This is a genomic window from Streptomyces spinosus (assembly GCF_020400655.1).
GTDB classification, from domain to species: domain Bacteria; phylum Actinomycetota; class Actinomycetes; order Streptomycetales; family Streptomycetaceae; genus Streptomyces; species Streptomyces argyrophylli.
Genome location: NZ_JAINRC010000003.1, coordinates 249033 through 267842 on the forward strand (window position 1 = coordinate 249033; position 18810 = coordinate 267842).

The 18810-nt window shown below is 72.2% G+C and carries 12 protein-coding genes; 7 read left to right on the forward strand and 5 right to left on the reverse strand.

What is annotated here, in order from left to right; genetic code table 11:
- Positions 1-205: 205 nt before the first annotated feature.
- A complete protein-coding gene (locus LG395_RS08045; protein ID WP_225808924.1) occupies positions 206-961 on the reverse strand; it encodes a GOLPH3/VPS74 family protein in 756 nt (251 codons plus the stop codon).
- Between the two features lie 181 nt (positions 962-1142).
- On the opposite strand from LG395_RS08045, the gene LG395_RS08050 reads away from it, so the two are divergent.
- From LG395_RS08050 to LG395_RS08060, 3 genes are all read left to right on the forward strand, one after another.
- Complete coding sequence (locus LG395_RS08050; protein ID WP_225808925.1) at positions 1143-3599, forward strand: D-alanyl-D-alanine carboxypeptidase; 2457 nt, start codon at positions 1143-1145, stop codon at positions 3597-3599.
- A gap of 245 nt (positions 3600-3844) precedes the next feature.
- Positions 3845-5665 (forward strand): DUF8823 domain-containing protein, encoded by a 1821-nt coding sequence (locus LG395_RS08055; RefSeq protein WP_171155349.1) that lies wholly within the window; start codon positions 3845-3847, stop codon positions 5663-5665.
- A 358-nt stretch (positions 5666-6023) separates the two neighbouring features.
- Positions 6024-7583 carry a sodium:solute symporter family protein gene (locus LG395_RS08060; RefSeq protein WP_225808926.1) on the forward strand — a complete coding sequence of 520 codons (1560 nt, stop codon included), beginning with the start codon at positions 6024-6026 and terminating at the stop codon, positions 7581-7583.
- A gap of 22 nt (positions 7584-7605) precedes the next feature.
- Here LG395_RS08060 and LG395_RS08065 read toward each other — a convergent pair whose 3' ends face one another.
- On the reverse strand, positions 7606-8721 hold the full coding sequence (locus LG395_RS08065; RefSeq protein ID WP_132785321.1) for an ADP-ribosylglycohydrolase family protein: 1116 nt from the start codon (positions 8719-8721) through the stop codon (positions 7606-7608).
- Positions 8722-8859: 138 nt separating this feature from the next.
- On the opposite strand from LG395_RS08065, the gene LG395_RS08070 reads away from it, so the two are divergent.
- The gene (locus tag LG395_RS08070) at positions 8860-9366 is read left to right on the forward strand and encodes a DUF2165 domain-containing protein (RefSeq protein WP_225808927.1); all 507 of its coding nucleotides are present in this window, start codon (positions 8860-8862) and stop codon (positions 9364-9366) included.
- Here the strand turns inward: LG395_RS08070 and LG395_RS08075 are convergent.
- The 3 genes from LG395_RS08075 to LG395_RS08085 all read right to left on the reverse strand — a co-directional run bounded on the left by LG395_RS08075 (position 9359) and on the right by LG395_RS08085 (position 13493).
- On the reverse strand, positions 9359-9931 hold the full coding sequence (locus LG395_RS08075) for a hypothetical protein (RefSeq protein ID WP_225808928.1): 573 nt from the start codon (positions 9929-9931) through the stop codon (positions 9359-9361). The genes LG395_RS08070 and LG395_RS08075 overlap by 8 nt on opposite strands.
- A gap of 84 nt (positions 9932-10015) precedes the next feature.
- Positions 10016-12601, reverse strand: coding sequence for a bifunctional FO biosynthesis protein CofGH (locus LG395_RS08080; RefSeq protein WP_225808929.1), 2586 nt, complete (start codon positions 12599-12601; stop codon positions 10016-10018).
- A gap of 25 nt (positions 12602-12626) precedes the next feature.
- On the reverse strand, positions 12627-13493 hold the full coding sequence (locus LG395_RS08085) for an LLM class F420-dependent oxidoreductase (RefSeq protein WP_171155338.1): 867 nt from the start codon (positions 13491-13493) through the stop codon (positions 12627-12629).
- A 5-nt stretch (positions 13494-13498) separates the two neighbouring features.
- Between LG395_RS08085 and LG395_RS08090 the strand changes: the two genes are divergently transcribed.
- From LG395_RS08090 to afsR, 3 genes are all read left to right on the forward strand, one after another.
- Positions 13499-14974, forward strand: a complete 1476-nt coding sequence (locus tag LG395_RS08090; protein WP_372463218.1) for a CehA/McbA family metallohydrolase — start codon at positions 13499-13501, stop codon at positions 14972-14974.
- A gap of 88 nt (positions 14975-15062) precedes the next feature.
- Positions 15063-15458 (forward strand): nitroreductase/quinone reductase family protein, encoded by a 396-nt coding sequence (locus LG395_RS08095; protein WP_225808931.1) that lies wholly within the window; start codon positions 15063-15065, stop codon positions 15456-15458.
- A gap of 208 nt (positions 15459-15666) precedes the next feature.
- Complete coding sequence (afsR, locus tag LG395_RS08100; RefSeq protein WP_225808932.1) at positions 15667-18630, forward strand: SARP-family global regulator AfsR; 2964 nt, start codon at positions 15667-15669, stop codon at positions 18628-18630.
- Positions 18631-18810: the final 180 nt, after the last annotated feature.

The window sequence follows — 18810 nt, forward strand, 5'->3', positions numbered from 1 at the left end:
ACGCGCACCTCCGGCTGCCTGCCTGTTGCTTCACACTTTGCGTATCTGCTGTTGAGCAGACTGCCACCAAGGCGCTTTCCACCGCTGGGAAACCCTGGATATGCGGCCGGGGACGCGGTCGAGCGGGGCGGCGAGACCAGAGATCTCACCGCCCCGCTCGGACCTGCGGCTCCCGAACCGGGTCTGTGGGGACCGGGGTTACGGCTCAGTGGGCCACGGCGCGCGCCATGGACCCGCGACGCGGCTGCATCGGCACCCCGCGCGCGGGTTCCGGCGCGGGCCTGGCGCCGGGCGCGGGCTGCCGGCCGGCCGGGGCCTGACCGCGGCGCGGCTGTGCGACCGCGCCGTTCTGCACGTCCATGACGGCGTGGGCGACGAGCCCGCCCATGGGGTCGTGCCGGATCAGGTCCCGCAACCGGGACCGGGACGAGCGGCCCTCGTTCCCCGGGTACAGGTGCTTGCCGAGCCCGACGGCGTGCGCCAGGGCGGCGAGCGCCGCGGTCCGCGGGTCCGGCGGCACGCCGGTGCGGATCGCGGAATCCAGCCGGGAACGGATCTCCCGGCTGATGGCGGTGTCCGTCGCCTGGTAACGCGTCGTCGGCAGCACCCCGCACATCTGGCCGGGCACGGCGGCGACCATGCCGCACCGCTCCAGATGCGAGAGGTAGATCTGCCTGAGCCCCAGCCGGGGCCCTCCGATCCAGTGGACGGCACGCACGGGAGCGCCACGCCTTCGCAGCAACTCCAACGCGCAGTCCAGAGTCGGATCTCCTGTCGGCCGTGGCACCACCACGGCGATACGATCCCCGTCTGGGGCTATCCGTCCGGCCAGCGCCAGCTCCACTAGCTGTGCACCGGCCAGACCGAGGTCGAGCGACTGCGGCTGCGCAGTGGTACCCGTGGCCGGGTCCAGTGCGAGCAACAGAAGCTCCTCCGGAAGTGTTCTGCGGCTCCTGCCCATCCATGCCTCCCCGCGTGGATGAATGACAGGGTGACCCCTCTCACATTGGTCTGTCGAGAGCGCGTGACCGGTTCGTGAGGGAACCGGTAGGTATGTCGTTCTCGTCTACCGCAGGGGCCAAGCCCTCACACAGGACACTGGTACATGGTTCGGACAGGGCGCGCGCCTAGGCGTGCGGCGCATGGAGGAGGCATCGGTGGCGGGCGAGTCCCCCGACAGGTCGAAGCAGCGCGAGTCGTCGGCGGAACCGACGTCGGGGAGCGCGGGTTCGGTTCCCGAGGCGCGTGATCCGCGTCTCGCGGTGTCCCGCGAACGGAAGTCCTCGGGCGGCGACACGGCGACGAAGGTCCTGACGGTACGGCCCGAAACCCCGGCCGCGCGGGAGGAGTCGGCCGACCCCGAGGACACCGCCCTCCAGGCGGCGGTGTCGGCCTGGGTACGGGAGCCGAGCCCGGAGACACCCGCGAACGCCGACGACACCGCCGAGAAGGCCCCGAAGACGGAGGCCGACGCCTCGTCCCGCACGGAGGCCGAGCCCGAGGAGCCGTCCGACGCGGACAGGGACGCGGACGGGGACGGGGACGGGGACAGGGAGACCGAGGCGGAGGATGCCGACGCCGCGAAGGCCGAGGCTGACACTCCGTCCGAGACCCGCACGAAGGCGGAGACGAAGGACACCACCGACGCCGAGCCGGCGGAGGACCAGGAGGCCGACGCGAAGGCCGACGCCGAGCCGGCGGAGGACGAGGACGCCGACGCGGAGGCCGACGCCGACGCGGAGGACAAGGCGAGCGGCGAAGGCGAAGCCCCGGCGGCTGCGGACGGGGACGGGAACGAGCCGGAAGCCGCCGATGGCGAGGACGCCCCACAGGGGCCACCCGCAGCCGACGACGAGACCCGCACGGGTGGTGCGGGTGGGAACGAGGACGGCGAAGGCGAAGCCGAGGCGGACCCGCGCCCGCAGCCGCCGCAGGCACCCCGTGCGGACGGGGACGAGGACGCCGAAGGCGAAGCCGAGCCGGCGGACGCTGACGGGCCCCGCAGGGACCCCGCTGACAAGGACACCGGCGTCGACCAGCCCACCACCGTCTTCAAGGCCGTCCGCCCCAAGACACCCCCCGTCGACCAGCCGACGACCATGCTCAAGCTCGGCGGCAAGCCGCAGGGCAAGCCGGAAGCCAAGCCCGAGGACAAGCCGGAAGCCAAGCCCAAGACCCCCGAGTCCGATCCCGAACGCACCAGCAAGTTCGTCGCGCTGAAGGACGACCTGCGCAAGCCGGCCGCCCAGGCCAAGGCGCCGGACGCCACCACACCCGTCCCCCAGGTCGGCCCCGAGCGCACCACCCAGCAGCCGCTGCCGCCCAAGCCCCCGCTGGACCTGCTGGCGGAGCTGACGAACACGCCGCCGCCCCCGGAGACCCCGGTCCGCACGCTGGTGCGCCGGATCAAGATCTGGACTCCCCTGGTCCTGCTCCTGGCGATCATCTTTGCGGTCGTACAGGCCGTGCGCCCGCTGCCGGCGCCCACCCTCGCGCTCACCGGCAAGGACAGCTACACCTTCGCCGGCGACCGTACGCAGCTGCCCTGGCCCGGCGAGGGCCAGGGCTGGATGGACGTGGACGGCGTCGGCACGATGGGGCACTTCGGCAAGCAGACCCCCGTGGCCATCGGCTCGGTCGCCAAGACCATGACGGCGTACATCATCCTCAAGGACCACCCGCTGAAGCCGGGCCAGGAGGGCCCGAAGATCAAGGTCGACCCGACGGCGGAGAAGGAGGGCGGCTACAACAAGGCCGGCGAGTCGACGCTCGACACCGTCAAGGCCGGTGAAAGCCTCACCGAGAAGCAGGCCCTGTCGGCCGTCCTGATCCCCTCCGCCAACAACATCGCCCGGCTGCTCGCGCGCTGGGACGCGGGCTCGGAGGCGGCGTTCGTGAAGAAGATGAACGCCACCGCCAGGGAACTGGGGATGACCCGTACGACGTACACCGACCCCTCGGGGCTGAAGGAGACCACCGTCTCCACGGCCGAGGACCAGGTGAAGCTGGGCCGCGCGTTCGTGAAGGTCCCGGCCCTGGTCGCGATCAGCAGCGCGGCCAGCTGGACGGACCCCTCCGGGAAGTTCTGGCCCAACTACAACGAGCTGCCGTACCGCATCGGCGCGATCGGCATCAAGACCGGCAGCACCACCGCGGCCGGCGGCAACCTGCTGTTCGCCTCCCGCAAGCAGGTCGGCGGGCAGACGGTGACGCTCGTCGGGGCGATCCTCGGCCAGCACAAGCGGGAGATCCTCCAGACGGTCAACACGGTCAGCAAGACGGCGCTGCTCGCCGCCCAGTCCGCGCTGACCTCGGCGAAGATCGTGAAGAAGGGGGACGTCGTCGGGTACGTGGACGACCGGCTCGGCGGCCGTACCCCGGTGGTGGTGACCAAGGACGTCACAGCGGCCGGCTGGGCCGGGATGAAGGTGAAGCTGTCCTTCGCGTCCGGCACCGTGCCGCACACCGCGAAGGCCGGCACCCGGGTCGGGACGCTCACCGTGGGTGACGGTTCGGCCGGTGCGGTGAAGGTCCCGGTGGCCCTGCGGGAGGACCTGGCCGAGCCCGGTATGGGCGCCAGACTGACCCGGCTGGGCTGACCGGCGGACGGGCCGTACGGCCACCGGCCCGTCCCGCGCCCGGCCCCGCTCACCCCGTCCCCGTCCCCCCGCGCACCCCGTCATGGAGCCCCCACCCGGGAGCCCTGTGGCGGGGTGCGTGCTAGCGTCACGAAACGGGGCAGGTCGCCGGTCCCGGGACAGGGCCGCGAACTGGACGGAACGCGGCCGGGTACTCCGAGGGAAGCGGCCGGGAACGGAAGACGGGACACGGGGAGTGCCTTCAGGTGGCCACAGCGGAGCCGACACACGCCGACGACGCGGATCCGGGCCCGGGATCCGGCCCGCGAATACGTCCGTCCGCGACTGAACCGGACCGGCGCGCAGCCGAACCCGGCGCCGGGGTGCGCCCCGGCGCGCGCGCCCGTCTGCTCGCGGCCCTGGAACCGCTGCGGCAGCGGCTGCTCCGGCACCCCGTGCTGTCGATGACGGCGCTCTCGGGTGTGCTGCACATCATCTGGTTCTTCACGTTCGCGAACAGCGGTGGCGATCTCGCGGCGCAGGACGCGTGGGCGGAGTTCGTCGGCCGGCACCCGGACTCGGCGTACAACCTCGCCTGGTACGGCGGTATGCACCCGGTGTCGTACAGCGTGGTGTCGCCGTATCTGATGTCGGTCCTCGGTGTGCGGACGACGATGATGATCGCCGGGACCGTCTCGGCCGGTCTGCTGACGTTGGTGCTGATCCGCAGCCGGGCGGTGAGGAACCCGCTGTGGGCCTCGCTCGCCGGGGTCTTCGCGTTCCTGTGCAACGCGATCTCCGGCCGGGTCACCTTCGGGCTCGGCACGGCGTTCGCGCTGGGCTCGGTCGCGGCGGTGTTCTGCTGGCCGTACCGGTGGCGGTTCAAACGCTGGGCGAAGGCCCTGGTCGCCGCCCCGCTGGCGGCGCTCGCCACGATGGCCTCGCCGGTCGCGGGGCTGTTCGTGGGCCTGGTCGCGGTCGCCCTGTTCCTGCAGAAGCGGCGGCCGGGCGCGTGGGCGCTGGGGCTCGCGCCGGCGGCGGTGGTCGCGGTGTCGGCCTGGCTGTTCCCGTTCTCCGGCACCCAGCCCATGGGGTTCGGCTCGGTGATCATGCCGCTGTCGTACGGCCTGCTGTGCCTGTTCCTGGTGCCGAAGGAGTGGGTGACGGTCCGGCTGACGGCCGCCGTCTACAGCGTCGCCGTCGTCCTGGTGTGGCTGATCAGTTCGCAGATCGGGTCCAACATCTCACGGCTGCCGATGCTGTTCGCGGGCGCGACCCTGATCGCGGCCCTGCCGTACACCGTGCCGAAGTCCCGCAAGTGGTACGTGACCGTGCTGGCCTTCCTCGGCTTCGCCGGCTGGATCGGCTTCAAGTCGGTGGACGACATCCTCCACACCACCCCGGCCGCCTCCTGGGCGCGGGAACTCGCCCCGCTGGTCAACGAGCTGCAGAAGGCCGGCGCCGAGAAGGGCCGGGTCGAGGTGGTCCCGGCCCGCTCGCACCGCGAGGCCTCCGCGCTCGCGCCGTACGTCAACCTGGCCCGCGGCTGGAACCGGCAGGCCGACATGGAGCGCAACCCGCTCTTCTACGACGACACGCTCAACTCGGCGAACTACCACGAGTGGCTCCAGCGGTGGGCCGTGCACTACGTGGTGCTGCCCAAGGACAACCCGGACGGTGACGGGGGCGAGCGCGAGCGGCAGTTGCTGCGGCGCGGGATGCCGTACCTGAAGCAGGTCTGGGGCGACGCGAACTGGCAGCTGTTCAAGGTGACCGATCCGGCGCCGCTCGCCGAGCCGAACGCGGTGGTGGACCGGGCCGAGCAGGGCGAGATGACGCTGCGGGTGAGCAAGGCCGGGCGGATCCTGATCCGGATCCCGTACTCGCCGTGGCTGAGCATCGTCGACGAGCACGGCAAGAGCCAGCCCTACGAGAAGGCCAAGGCGTGCCTGATGGCCACGCCGGAGGACGTCGACGGGGACAAGTGGACCACGCTGGTCGCGCCGAAGCCGGGCACGTACCGGCTGGCCGCGCCGTACCAGCTGCCGCGTGGTACGCCGTGCCCCGACGCGCTGCGGAAGCCCTGACGGCCGGCGGAGCCGGCCGGCGTACGCGCCCGAGCCCGGCACCGCCGGACTGAACGGCGCCGCCGGCTCCGCCCCGCCCGGTCCCGCCGCGGCCACCGGCCTCGCTCGGGGCCGCGGCGCGCGGGGCGATGCCCGACTGTGGCGGATGCGGCGGTGTTCCCTGTCCCGGCCCCGGCGCGGGCGATCACGGGACAGTCGTCGCTGGTCAACCCCGGCGGTCCGATGAGGACGGCCCAACTTCCGACGGCACAAGGCTGTTCATACTGATGAACACAGATCAGCAAGCCGAACAATTTTACTCCGACTTGACCTTACGCTTGCTTGTCGTGTTCATGTGAGCGGACCCACGATCGGGCACATGAACAGTCTCGACTGGGCCGTGCTCATCGGCTACTTCGGTGTGATGGTCGCGATCGGCGTCTGGTCGCACAAGCGCGTGGACAACGTTTCCGACTTCTTCACGGCCGGCGGCAAGATGCCCTGGTGGCTCTCCGGCATCTCGCACCACATGTCGGGCTACAGCGCCGTGATGTTCACCGGATACGCGGGCATCGCCTACACCTACGGCGTCACCTCCTTCATCACCTGGTCCTTCCCCATCGCGCTCGGCATCGCCATCGGGTCGAAGCTGTTCGCGCCCCGCATCAACCGACTGCGTTCCCGGCTCCACGTGGCCTCCCCGCTGGAGTACCTGAAGAACCGCTACAACCTGCACACGCAACAGGCACTCGCCTGGTCCGGCATGCTGCTGAAGATCGTGGACGTGGGCGCCAAGTGGGCGGCCATCGCCACCCTGCTGTCCGTCTTCACCGGCGTCTCGCTGAACCAGGGCATCCTCATCACCGGTGCGATCACCGCGGTGTACTGCACGATCGGCGGCCTGTGGGCGGACGCGCTGACCGAACTCGGCCAGTTCGTCATCCAGTTGCTCGCAGGCATCGCGATGTTCGTGGCGGTCGTGCTGAAGCTGAACGACAAGCACATCGGCTTCTTCGGCGCCTGGGACGAGCCGGCCCTGCACGGCCACGGCAAGCCCCTGGTCGGCCCCTACGGCACGGTGTTCCTCCTGGCGTTCCTCTTCATCAAGCTCTTCGAGTACAACGGCGGCATGCTCAACCAGGCCCAGCGCTACATGGCCACCGGCAGCGCCTACGAGGCCGAGCGCTCGGCCCGGTTGTCGGCGGTGCTGTGGCTGGTCTGGCCGGTGGTGCTGTTCTTCCCGATGTGGATGTCCCCGCTGCTGGTCCACGCGCAGAAGCCGGACGGCTCCGACTCCTACGCCCTGATGACCGAACAGCTCCTGCCGCACGGCCTGCTGGGCCTCGTCATCGTCGGCTTCTTCTCGCACACCATGGCGATGTGCTCCTCCGACGCCAACGCCATCTCCGCCGTGTTCACCCGGGACGTGGCGCCGGTGCTGTCGGCCAGGGCACGGGGCTGGGGCGAGCGGTCGGGACTGATCGCGGCCCGTGTCACGACGGTCGTCTTCCTCGGCCTGTCCATGGCGGTCGCGACCCAGGTCAACTCCCCCACCTTCAAGGACATCATCACCGTCGTCATCAAGTGGGTGGCCGGTCTGATGGGCCCGATCGCGATCCCGATGATGCTCGGCCTGCTCCGCGCGTTCCGCCGCTCCGGCCCGACGGCGGCGCTCACCAGCTGGGCGGCGGGCCTGCTGGCCTTCTGGCTGGTCAACTACCCCATCAACTGGAACGTCGACGGCGGCGTCCCGCTCCAGTACCAGGTCTCGATCCCGCTCGCGGTCTCCCTGGTCCTCTACATCCTCATCGGCTACCTCAAGCCGGAGGACACCCCGGCCCGGCTGGCCGTCATCGAGAAGGTCAACACGGACGGCGACGCGGTGGCGGCGGTACCGGTACCGGCGACGGCGGGCGACGACGTGGTCGGGGCGCCGTAGGGCCCGCTGCCCGAAACCGCGCTCACGCCCGCGGGTACCGGGCCAGCCACCCCGGTGACGAACCGGCCGGGCCGTGCAACGCCGGGCCCTGGGTCATCTCCATCGCGAAGTCGTCGGCCAGTTCCAGGATCGTGGGACGGCCCTCCAGCTCGGCCAGCCAGGCCGGCGGGAGGGCCGTCTCGCCGTGCAGGGCGCCGAGGAGGCCGCCGGTGAGGGCGCCCGCGGCGGCGGAGGGCCCGCTCTGGTTCACCGCAAGGCACAGCCCGTGCCGTACGTCCTCCCCCACCAGCGCGCAGTACACGGAGGCGGCCAGCAACCCGTCCGCCGTGCCGTCGCCGGCCAGTTCCTCCACCCGCGCCGGGGTCGGCATGCCCTGCCGTACCGCCCCGAGGGCGTGCTGGAGGGCGTCGGAGACCGGCTGGTGGCCGGGGCGGACGGCGAGCAGGGCGAGCGCCCGCTGCACGGCGCCGTCCAGGCTGTCGCCGCGGGCGAGCGCGTGCACGATCACGGCGTACGCGCCCGCCGACAGGTAGGCGATGGGGTGGCCGTGGGTCTGGGCCGCGCACTCCACGGCCAGCTGGACGACCAGTTGGGGTTCCCAGCCGACGAGCAGGCCGAAGGGCGCCGAGCGGGCGACCGCCTCCGGCCCCAGCTCCCCCGGGTTCTTCGGGGACTCCAGCGTGCCCATGGTGTCGTCGCCGAAGCCGATCAGCAGCGCGCGGGTGGGGTCCCGGCGGGCGTACAGCCACTCCTCGCGGGCCAGCCAGCCGTCGTCCTTGCGGCGCTCGTCGGGCCCCCAGTCCCGCTGGGTGGCCGCCCAGCGCAGATAGGCCCGGTGCAGATCGGTCGGCGGGTGCCAGGCGCCGGTGTCGCGGCGCACCTGGGCGCGTATCAGCCCGTCCACGGTGAACAGGGTGAGCTGGGTGTGGTGGGTGACCGTGCCGCGCCGGCCGTGCCCGAAGGCCAGGTCGAGCAGCCCCTCACCGCCGTACGCCGCCCGGATCTCGGCGAGGGACAGGGGATCGGCGGGCCCGCCCAGCGCGTCGCCCACCGCGGCACCGAGCAGCGTGCCCCGGACCCGGCTGCGGAAGTCCTGCTGTTCGGCACGCCCCCAGACGGCACCGGCTGTCGCCCCCACCAGACCTCCCCTGGCACCGTCCGCCTGTACGACGCCCAGCACTGTAATCGACCGGGGACGGTCCGTTGAGTGCCGCCCGGCCGGATTCTGGCGCAATGCGTACGGCGGACCGGGGCGGCCACCGGGAAGAATCCAGCCATGACCACCACCCCCACCCACCACACCGGCCTCAGACTCGCCGCCGGTGTGCTCACCGGCATACTCGCCCTCTACACCGCCCTGGTCGCCCTCGGGAACATCACCGACTTCGGGACCAACCAGCAGTTCGTGCGGCACGTACTGGCGATGGACACGACGTTCAGGGACGACGATCTGATGTGGCGGGCCGTCACCAGTACGGCACTTCAGGACACCGCGTACGTCCTCGTCATCGTGTGGGAGACCGTGGCGGCCCTGCTGCTGGTCTGGGGGACGTACCTGTGGGCGCGGCAAAGGGACGCCGTCGCCCGGCGCTGGTCCACCTACGGTCTGCTGATGCTCCTGCTGCTCTTCGGCGCCGGGTTCATCGCGATCGGCGGTGAGTGGTTCGCGATGTGGCAGTCGAAGACGTGGAACGGCCTGGACGCGGCGACGCGCGTGTTCCTGCTCGCCGGCGTCGCGCTGATCGTCAACCAGCTGCCCTCGGGCGGCCGGGACGCTACTTGACCACCGTGACCCGGGTGCCCTGGTCGCCGAAGGCCCACAGGGCGGCTCCGTCTTCCTTGTGCATGCGGATGCCGCCCAGTTTCTGGCCGTTCGCGGGCGGGGGCGAGGAGCCGTCGAGGGCGTTGGAGAAGGCTATGTTCACGCCGGAGACCTTGGTGAAGTACATGATGTGCTCGATCTGCACGCCGTCCGAGCCCTGGATGGACTGGGTGCGCTTGATGATCGAGTAGCGGCCGGGCTGCGGGCTCACCGTGCCCGGCCACACCGTGAACGTGCGGGACGCCTTGCCGGTCGCGTCGACCAGCCAGATGCGCTTCTCACCGAGCGAGTACACGATCCGGCGGCCCTCGCCGGACTCGTCCGGCAGGGCCGGGGCGGACGGCGTCCGCGGTGTCAGCGTCGCATGCGGGCTCGCCGTCGCCGACGCGCTGGGCCTGGTCACGGCGGCCGTGGGATGCGGCCCGTGGTCCGCCTGCACGGCGAGGGCGACGACGGCCGCGGTCGCCCCCGCCGTCAGACCGGTGACCCAGGCCCACGAGGGCAGTCGGGCAGCCACGGGACGCATCTCCTCCGCTACGGGTCCCCCTTCTCAGCACAGGGGTCGGATCATCGTACTCAGTCCGCGGAGGGGGATCGGCCGGGAGGCCGCTCAGTCCAGGACCGGGAGCAGCTCCGGCAGGTGGCCGTCGGACGCCTCGGCCGCCCGCCGGCGTTCCTCGGGCACCTCGCCGTAGAGGGTGGTGCGCGGCTTCGCGGGGCGGCCGGCCGCCTCCGCCACCGCGACCAGGTCGCGGACGGACTTGTACGAGCCGTACGAGGAGCCCGCCATGCGGGAGATCGTCTCCTCCATCAGCGTCCCGCCGAGGTCGTTCGCGCCGGAGCGGAGCATCTCCGCCGCCCCCTCGATGCCCAGTTTGACCCAGCTTGTCTGGATGTTGGGGATCCAGGGGTGCAGCAGGAGACGGGCCATCGCCGTCACCGCCCGGTTGTCCCGCAGCGTCGGGCCGGGGCGGGCGATGCCGGCCAGGTACACCGGCGCGTTGGTGTGGATGAACGGGAGCGTGACGAACTCCGTGAAGCCGCCGGTCTCGCGCTGGATCCCGGCCAGCGTGCGCAGGTGGCCGAGCCAGTGCCGGGGCTGGTCCACGTGCCCGTACATCATCGTGGACGACGAGCGGATGCCCAGCTCGTGCGCGGTGCGGACCACCTCGATCCAGGTGGCCGTGGGCAGCTTGCCCTTGGTCAGCACCCAGCGGACCTCGTCGTCCAGGATCTCCGCCGCCGTGCCCGGGATGGAGTCCAGACCCGCCTCCTTGGCGGCGGAGAGCCACTCGCGGATGGACAGGCCCGTCCGGGTCGCGCCGTTGACCACCTCCATCGGGGAGAAGGCGTGCACGTGCATGCCCGGGACGCGCTCCTTCACCGCCTTCGCGATGTCGAAGTACGCGGTGCCCGGCAGGTCCGGGTGGATGCCGCCCTGCATGCACACCTCGACCGCGCCCACCTCCCACGCCTGCTGGGCGCGGTCGGCGACCTGCTCCAGCGACAGCGTGTACGCGTCCGCGTCGGTGCGGCGCTGCGCGAAGGCGCAGAACCGGCAGCCGGTGTAGCAGACGTTGGTGAAGTTGATGTTCCGGGTGACGATGTAGGTGACGTCGTCGCCGACCGCCGACCTGCGCACGTCGTCCGCGACCCGGCACAGCGCGTCCAGTGCCGGTCCGTCCGCGTGCAGCAGGGCGAGGGCCTCGGCGTCGGTCAGCCGGGTGGGGTCGTCGGCCGCCGTGCGCAGCGCCTCGCGCACGTCGGCGTCGATGCGTTCGGGTGCCATGCCGGGGGCGGCCGCCTCCCGCAGGGCCTCCCAGTCGCCGTACACCTCGTCGAAGTCGGCACGCCGGTCGCCGGTACGCCCCTCGGTGTCGATGGAGGAGTGCAGGTCGGTGCGGCCGGTGGCGGTGAACACCTCCTCCGGCTCCTGCCAGGGCCGGCCCGTGACCGGCGCGTCCGGCAGGGCGAGGCCCGTGACCGGGTCGGCGAGGGCGGACACGTGCGGGCGCAGCCGCGGGTCCAGCCAGGGTTCGCCGCGGCGGACGAACTCCGGGTAGACGCAGAGGCGTTCGCGCAGTTCAAAGCCGGCCGCGCGGGAGCGCTCGGTGAGTTCCTCGATCTGCGGCCAGGGGCGTTCGGGGTTGACGTGGTCGATGGTCAGCGGGGAGACCCCGCCCCAGTCGTCGATACCGGCGCCGATCAGCCGCTCGTACTCGGCGTCGACCAGGTTCGGCGGGGCCTGGAGGCAGGCGGAGGGGCCCATGATGTGCCGGGCGACGGCCACCGTGGCGAGAAGGTCGTCCAGTTCGGCGTCCGGCATGCCGCGCATGGCCGTGTCCGGCTTGGCGCGGAAGTTCTGGATGATGAGTTCCTGGATGCCGTGGTAGGCCCGGGAGACCTTCCGGAGCGCGAACAGGGACTCCGCGCGCTCCTCGTAGGTCTCGCCGATGCCGATGAGCAGGCCGGAGGTGAAGGGGACGGAGGAGCGGCCGGCGTCCTCCAGCACGCGGAGGCGGACGGCCGGTTCCTTGTCCGGGGAGCCGTGGTGCGGGCCGCCCGGCTCGGACCACAGGCGGGTCGCGGTGGTCTCCAGCATCATGCCCATGCTGGGCGCGACGGGCTTCAGCCGCTGGAAGTCGGTCCACGTCAGCACGCCCGGGTTGAGGTGGGGAAGCAGTCCCGTCTCCTCCAGGATGCGGATGGAGACGGCGCGGACGTAGGCGATGGTGTCGTCGTAGCCGTGCGCGTCGAGCCACTCGCGCGCTTCCGGCCAGCGGTCCTCCGGCTTGTCGCCGAGGGTGATCAGGGCTTCCTTGCAGCCGAGGGCGGCACCCTTGCGGGCGATGTCCAGCACCTCGTCGGGGGACATGAACATGCCGTGCCCGGCGCGGCGCAGCTTGCCGGGTACGGTGACGAACGTGCAGTAGTGGCACTTGTCCCGGCACAGCCGGGTGAGGGGGATGAAGACGCTCTTCGAGTACGTGATGACGCCGGGCCTGCCCGCCGCCTCCAGGCCCGCGTCCCGCACCCGGGCGGCGGAGGCGGTGAGGGCGGTCAGGTCCTCACCCCGCGCCTGGAGCAGCACCGCCGCCTCGGCGACGTCGAGGGCGACGCCGTCCCGGGCGCGTTTGAGGGCGCGACGCATGGAGTTCTCGGTGGGGCCGGTTCCGGAGGTCGCGGAAGTCGTCATCCCTTGAGCATACGTTCGCGTTTGATCACTGTTGCGGGACACTGTCCGGCAGCAGCGAGCCGTACGCGTCCAGCGCCCGCAGCACCTCCGCCTCCCGGGCCGGCGGCAGCTGCACCACGACCTCCTCGATGCCCAGTTCGGCGTAGTGGGCGAGTTTGCCGGGGGTGGGCCGGACGGCGTACGGGACGACCTGGAGGGCGTCCGGGTCGCGGCCCGCGTCCGCCCACACCGAGCGCAGCACGGGCAGCGACTCGGAGAGCCCGCGCCCGCCGATCGGCAGCCAGCCGTCGGCGTACTCGGCGATGTGCGCGAACAGCCTGGGCCCGGCGGACCCGCCGACGAGCGTGCGGGGGCCGACGACCGGGCCGCGCGGCTTCCGCACGGGCTTGGGGTGGGCGAAGCTGGCCCGTACCGCGCCGAACTCCCCCTCGTACGCGGTCGGCTCCTCGCTCCACAGGGCGCGCATCAGCGCCATCCGGTCCCGGACGAGTTCCCGGCGGGTCCGCCAGGTCACGCCGTGGTCGGCAGCCTCCTCCACGTTCCAGCCGTAGCCGAGGCCGAGGGTGAAACGGCCGCCGGACAGGTGGTCGAGCGAGGCGATCTGCTTGGCGAGGTCGATGGGGTCGTGCTGGGCGACGAGCGTGATGCCGGTACCGAGCGCCAGCCGCCGGGTCACGGCCGCGGCCTGGGCCAGGGCGACGAAGGGGTCGAGGGTGCGGCCGTACTCGCGCGGGAGGTCGCCGCCGGCCGGGTAGGGGGTGGTGCGGTCGACCGGGATGTGGGTGTGTTCCGGGAGGTAGAGGCCGGAGAACCGGCGCGCTTCCAGCTCCTGCGCCAGCCGGACGGGGGTGATGGTCTCGTCGGTGAGGAAGATCGTGACGGAGATGCGCATGAGGCATCGTACCGACCGGTCGGTCGCCCGTCAGGAGGTGCGCGCGGACCGTTCGCGGTCACCGAGGTCCGATCGTGGGTACCGTGGGCTCCGTGACGACCTTGCGCGGCACGTTGGCAGCGGGTTCGCCGGACTATGTGTACCTGCCGTTCGAAGTGCCGCCCGGCATGCGCGAGGTGAAGGTCTCCTACACCTACGACAGACCCCGCGTCCCGCCCGGCACCCCCGGCAACGCCCTCGACATCGGGCTGTTCGACCCAGGCGGTACCGAGCTGGGCGGGCGGGGGTTCCGGGGGTGGTCGGGGGGTGCGCGGAGCGAGTTCTCCGTACGGGCCGACGGGGCCACGCCGGGGTATCTTCCGGGGCCGCTGACGCCCGGCACCTGGCACATCGCGCTCGGACCGTACACCGTGGCGCCGCAGGGACTGTCGTACGAGGTGACCGTCACGCTGACGGAAGGGGCGGCCGGGGAGGCGCCCGAGGCGGTGTACCCGCCGGACCGGGCCCGGGGGCGGGGGCGGGACTGGTACCGGGGCGACTGCCACCTGCACTCCTGGCACTCCGACGGGCGCCGCACCCCGGACGGGATCGCGGACCTGGCCCGCGCGGCCGGGCTGGACTTCGTCAACAGCTCCGACCACAACACGCACGCCTCGCACGCTCACTGGGCCGACGCGGCCGGCGACGACCTCCTGGTGCTGCTCGGCGAGGAGGTCACTACCAGGAACGGGCACGTGCTGGCGATCGGCACCGAGCCGGGCACCTTCGTCGACTGGCGCTACCGGGCCGGGGACGGCCACTGGGCGCGGTTCGCGCGGGAGATCCGGCGGGCCGGCGGTCTGGTCGTCCCGGCCCATCCGTACGCCGGCTGCGTGGGCTGCGCCTGGAAGTTCGGGTTCGCGCACGCGGACGCCGTGGAGGTGTGGAACGGGCCCTGGACACCCGACGACGAGTCGGCGCTGGCGGCCTGGGACGCGGCGCTGGTCGCGTCGGCGCGGGGCGGCCGGGCGTGGCTGCCGGCGATGGGAAACAGCGACGCCCACCGCGCCCCGGACGTCGTCGGGCTGCCCCAGACGGTCGTCCTCGCCGACGGCCTGACCCGGGAGGCGATCCAGGAGGGGCTGCGTGCGGGGCGGTCGTACGTGGCCGAGTCGCGGCACGTCTCGCTGGCGTTCTCCGCGACGGCCGAGGGGGGCGAACGGGCCGGGATCGGGGAGCGGCTGGCGGTCGGGCACGACACCCCGGTGACCGTGCGGCTGGAGGTGTCCGGGGCGCCGCGCTGCTCGATGCGGTTCGTCACCGACCAGGGCGTGCTGTGCACCGGCGGACCGCTGCCGGTGTCCGGCACGGGCACCCTGGAGTGGCGCACGACGCCGGACCGCGCGGCCTACGTGCGGGCCGAGCTACGCCACGAGACGGCGTTCGGCCCGGTACCGGGAGCGATGGCCGCGCTCACCAACCCGGTGTTCCTGGGGCACTGAGGAGGCACGTCCGCCCCCTGTTGCGTTCCGGCGCACCCCGGTGGAGCCTGGCATCCTCGTGCCGGGAGCAAGCAGGGGAGCCGGAACCGTGTCAGGCCGCGCAGACCGCAAGCACCGCGTCGTCACCCGCCTCCAGCGGTACGTCGCCAACCCGCTCAACCGGCGCCTGCCGTTCCAGACCCTGCTGGAGACCACCGGCCGGACGTCCGGCCTGCCCCGGCGCACCCCGGTCGGCGGGCGCCGGGCCGGCGACTCCTTCTGGCTGGTCTCCGAGTTCGGCCTGAAGTCGCAGTACGTGCGCAACATCCAGGCCGACCCCCGGGTCCGGGTCCGCATCGCCGGCCGCTGGCACCACGGCACCGCCCACCTGCTCCCCGACGACGACCCGGTGGCCCGGCTGCGCACCCTGCCCCGTCTCAACAGCACGGCGGTACGGGCGTTCGGCACGGACCTGCTGACCGTACGGGTGGACCTGACCGACTGAGCCCTGCCGCCGGCCGGATGTCCGTACATCACGGCATATGTGACGCTCCCTCAGCTCCCGACGCCCGGAGGCCGTCGTGCGGAGAGGTTGTGAGGGCTTCGTGCACCCGGATACGGCCCGCTGTGATCGGCGTCTCCCACGGCTGACGCAACCGCCCGGAACAAGGCAAACTGACGGGGTTGTTCGTGATGCCGAGGGGGACGAACGCATGGACGGTGGGCCGCGAGTACCCGAGCAGCGGCGTGCCGGCTCCGCGCCCGTCGCGGAGCCCGGCCCGCTGCGCTTCGGCGTGCTCGGTCCGGTGCGGGCCTGGCACGGCGAGGAGGCGCTCAGCACGGGCTCCCCCCAGCAGCGCGCCCTGCTGGCCGCCCTGCTGCTGCGCGAGGGCCGTACGGCCACGGCGGCGGAGCTGATCGACGCGCTGTGGGGGCCCGAGCCGCCGTCCCAGGCGCTGGCGGCGGTCCGTACGTACGCCTCCCGGCTGCGCAAGGTGCTGAGCCCCGGCGTCCTGATCAGCGAATCGGGCGGTTACGCGATCCGGGGCCTGCGCGAGGGCGCCCTGGACCTCGCGGTCGCGCAGGACCTGGCGGCGGAGGCGGAGAAGGCGCGGGGGACGGGCGACCTCGGCCGGGCCCGGTCACTGCTGAACCAGGCCCTGTCGCTCTGGGACGGCGAAGTCCTGGCCGGCGTCCCCGGCCCGTACGCCGAGGCCCAGCGGGCCCGCCTGGAGGAGTGGCGGCTCGGCCTGCTGGAGACCCGGCTGGACCTGGACCTGGACCAGGGCTGCCATGCGGAGGCGGTCTCGGAACTGACGGCCCTGACGGCCGCGCACCCGCTGCGTGAACGCCTGCGCGAACTGCTGATGCTCGCGCTGTACCGCAGCGGCCGCCAGGCGGAGGCCCTCGCGGTGTACGCCGACACCCGCCGCCTGCTGTCGGAGGAGCTGGGGGTCGACCCCCGGCCTGGCCTGAGCGAACTCCAGCAGCGCATCCTCCAGGCGGACCCGGCCCTCGCGGAGCCGTCCGCCCCCGTGACCGAGCCGACGGCGACCCTGGTCCGCCCGGCCCAGCTCCCCGCTTCCGTCCCCGACTTCACCGGCCGCTCGTCCTTCGTCTCGGATCTGACGGACGTCCTGTCCTCGGCGTCGGAGGCGGAGGGCCGGGTGATGGCGGTCTCGGCCCTGGCCGGCATCGGCGGCGTGGGCAAGACGACCCTCGCGGTCCACGTCGCCCACCGGGCGCGCCCGGCCTTCCCCGACGGCCAGCTGTACGTCGACCTCCAGGGCGCGGGCCCCCGCGCGGCGGAACCGGAGACGGTCCTGGGCTCCTTCCTGCGGGCCCTGGGCACGCCGGACACCGCGATCCCCGACTCCCTGGAGGAACGCTCGGCGCTGTACCGCTCGGTCCTGGACGGCCGCCGGGTCCTGGTGCTGCTGGACAACGCCAAGGACGCGGCGCAGGTGCGGCCGCTGCTGCCGGGGACGGAGGGCTGCGCGGCCCTGGTCACCTCCCGCGTCCGCATGCTCGACCTCGCCGGCGCCCACCTGGTCGACCTGGACGTCATGTCCCCCGACGAGGCGCTGGCCCTCTTCACGAAGATCGTGGGCGAGGAGCGGGTGGCGGCGGAGCGCGAGGCCGCGCTGGACGTGGTCGCGGCCTGCGGCTTCCTCCCGCTGGCGATCCGCATCGCGGCCTCCCGCCTGGCGGCCCGCCGCACCTGGACGGTCTCCGTCCTGGCGGCCAAGCTGGCGGACGAACGCCGCCGCCTGGACGAGCTCCAGGCCGGGGACCTCGCGGTGAAGGCCACCTTCGAACTCGGCTACGGCCAGCTGGAACCGCCCCAGGCCCGGGCCTTCCGGCTCCTGGGCCTGGCCGACGGCCCGGACATCTCGCTCGCCGCTGCCGCCGCGGTCCTGGACCTGCCCCCGGAGGACACCGAGGACTTGCTGGAGTCCCTGGTGGACACGTCGCTGCTGGAGTCGGCGGCGCCCGGCCGCTACCGCTTCCACGACCTGGTCCGCCTGTACGCGCGAGCCTGCGCGGAGAGGGACGAGTTGCCGCCGCGGGAGCGGGAGGCGGCGATGTCGCGGGTGCTGGACTTTTATCTGGCCACGGCGGCTCGGGTGTACGCCATAGAGCGGCCGGGTGACCGGACGGTTGACCATTTGACGCCGACGTCCTACAAGGGCCTCTTCTTCACCGCACGGTCCGAGGCGCTCGACTGGCTCTTCGCAGAGGCACAGTGCCTGTTGGCCTGTGCCAGTCAGCAAACCACCGGAAGCGGGCTCAGCCGAGCCGTCGACCTCTTGTGGGCCGCCAAGGACCTGGCGGAATCGGGAGCGAACGCCAAGCAGTACGAAACAGCAGCGAGGGCTCTGCGGGACGCCGCACAGAAGGACGCCGACGTCCGAGCCGAAAGCCGGGCCAGAACCGCCCTCTCCAACGTCCACCTGGCAGCCGGACGGTACTCCGAGGCTGACGAGGAAGCTCGGCGCGCCGTTGCCCTCGCCTCCGCGGCGGGAGATGCCGCTCCCATCAGCTGGGCCTCCACCGACCGGGGGATCATCGCTCTCAGCCAGGGCCGATACGAAGAAGCGGAAGAATTCCTCACCACCGCCAAGAACGGTTACCGAGCCGACGGCAACCGGCCCGGTGAGGCCAACTCGCTGTGCAATCTGTCCCGGCTCTACGAGCGTATGAACCGCACCTCCGAAGCTGTGAGTCTGGCCCAGCAGGGCGTCGACATCTTCCAGCAACTCGGTATGACCCTGCGCCTTGCCAACGGCCGCTACGCCTTGGGGGTCGCGCTGGTACGAGCCGGGCGATATGCCGAAGGCCTGAGCCAACTCTCCGAAGCCCTGACCATGTTCGGCACCAACCGACAGCGGCTGTGGGAGGGGACGACACACTTCCGTATCGCCCAACTCCACTTGACAACCGAACGCCCGGCGCAGGCCGCGCAGCACGCCGAGCAGGCCCTGGCCATCGGCTTCATCGGCGGCGACCTGATCCGCGGAAGCGTACTCAGCACGCTCGGCAAGAGCCTTCACGCTCTGGGCCAGTCGGACAGGGCACGAACCTGTTGGCAGGAGGCCCTCCTCCTGCTGGAACAATCGGGAGCACCCGAAGCCGCCGAGGTGCGAGCACTGCTGGCACCGCTGGAGGCGTCCTGAGCCGGCCGTCGTCGACGTTCATCAAACGTTTATGACCACCTGGCACTGTCGAAGCAACGGCCCGTCGCGTCGGGGGACGTCCGGGTCGCACCGAGCCCACGGGGGGGCTCCGGCCATGTGCCTCTGTCCGGCGATACTCGGGGGAGATCACCGGACAGAGGCGCCTGACTCACTTGATCA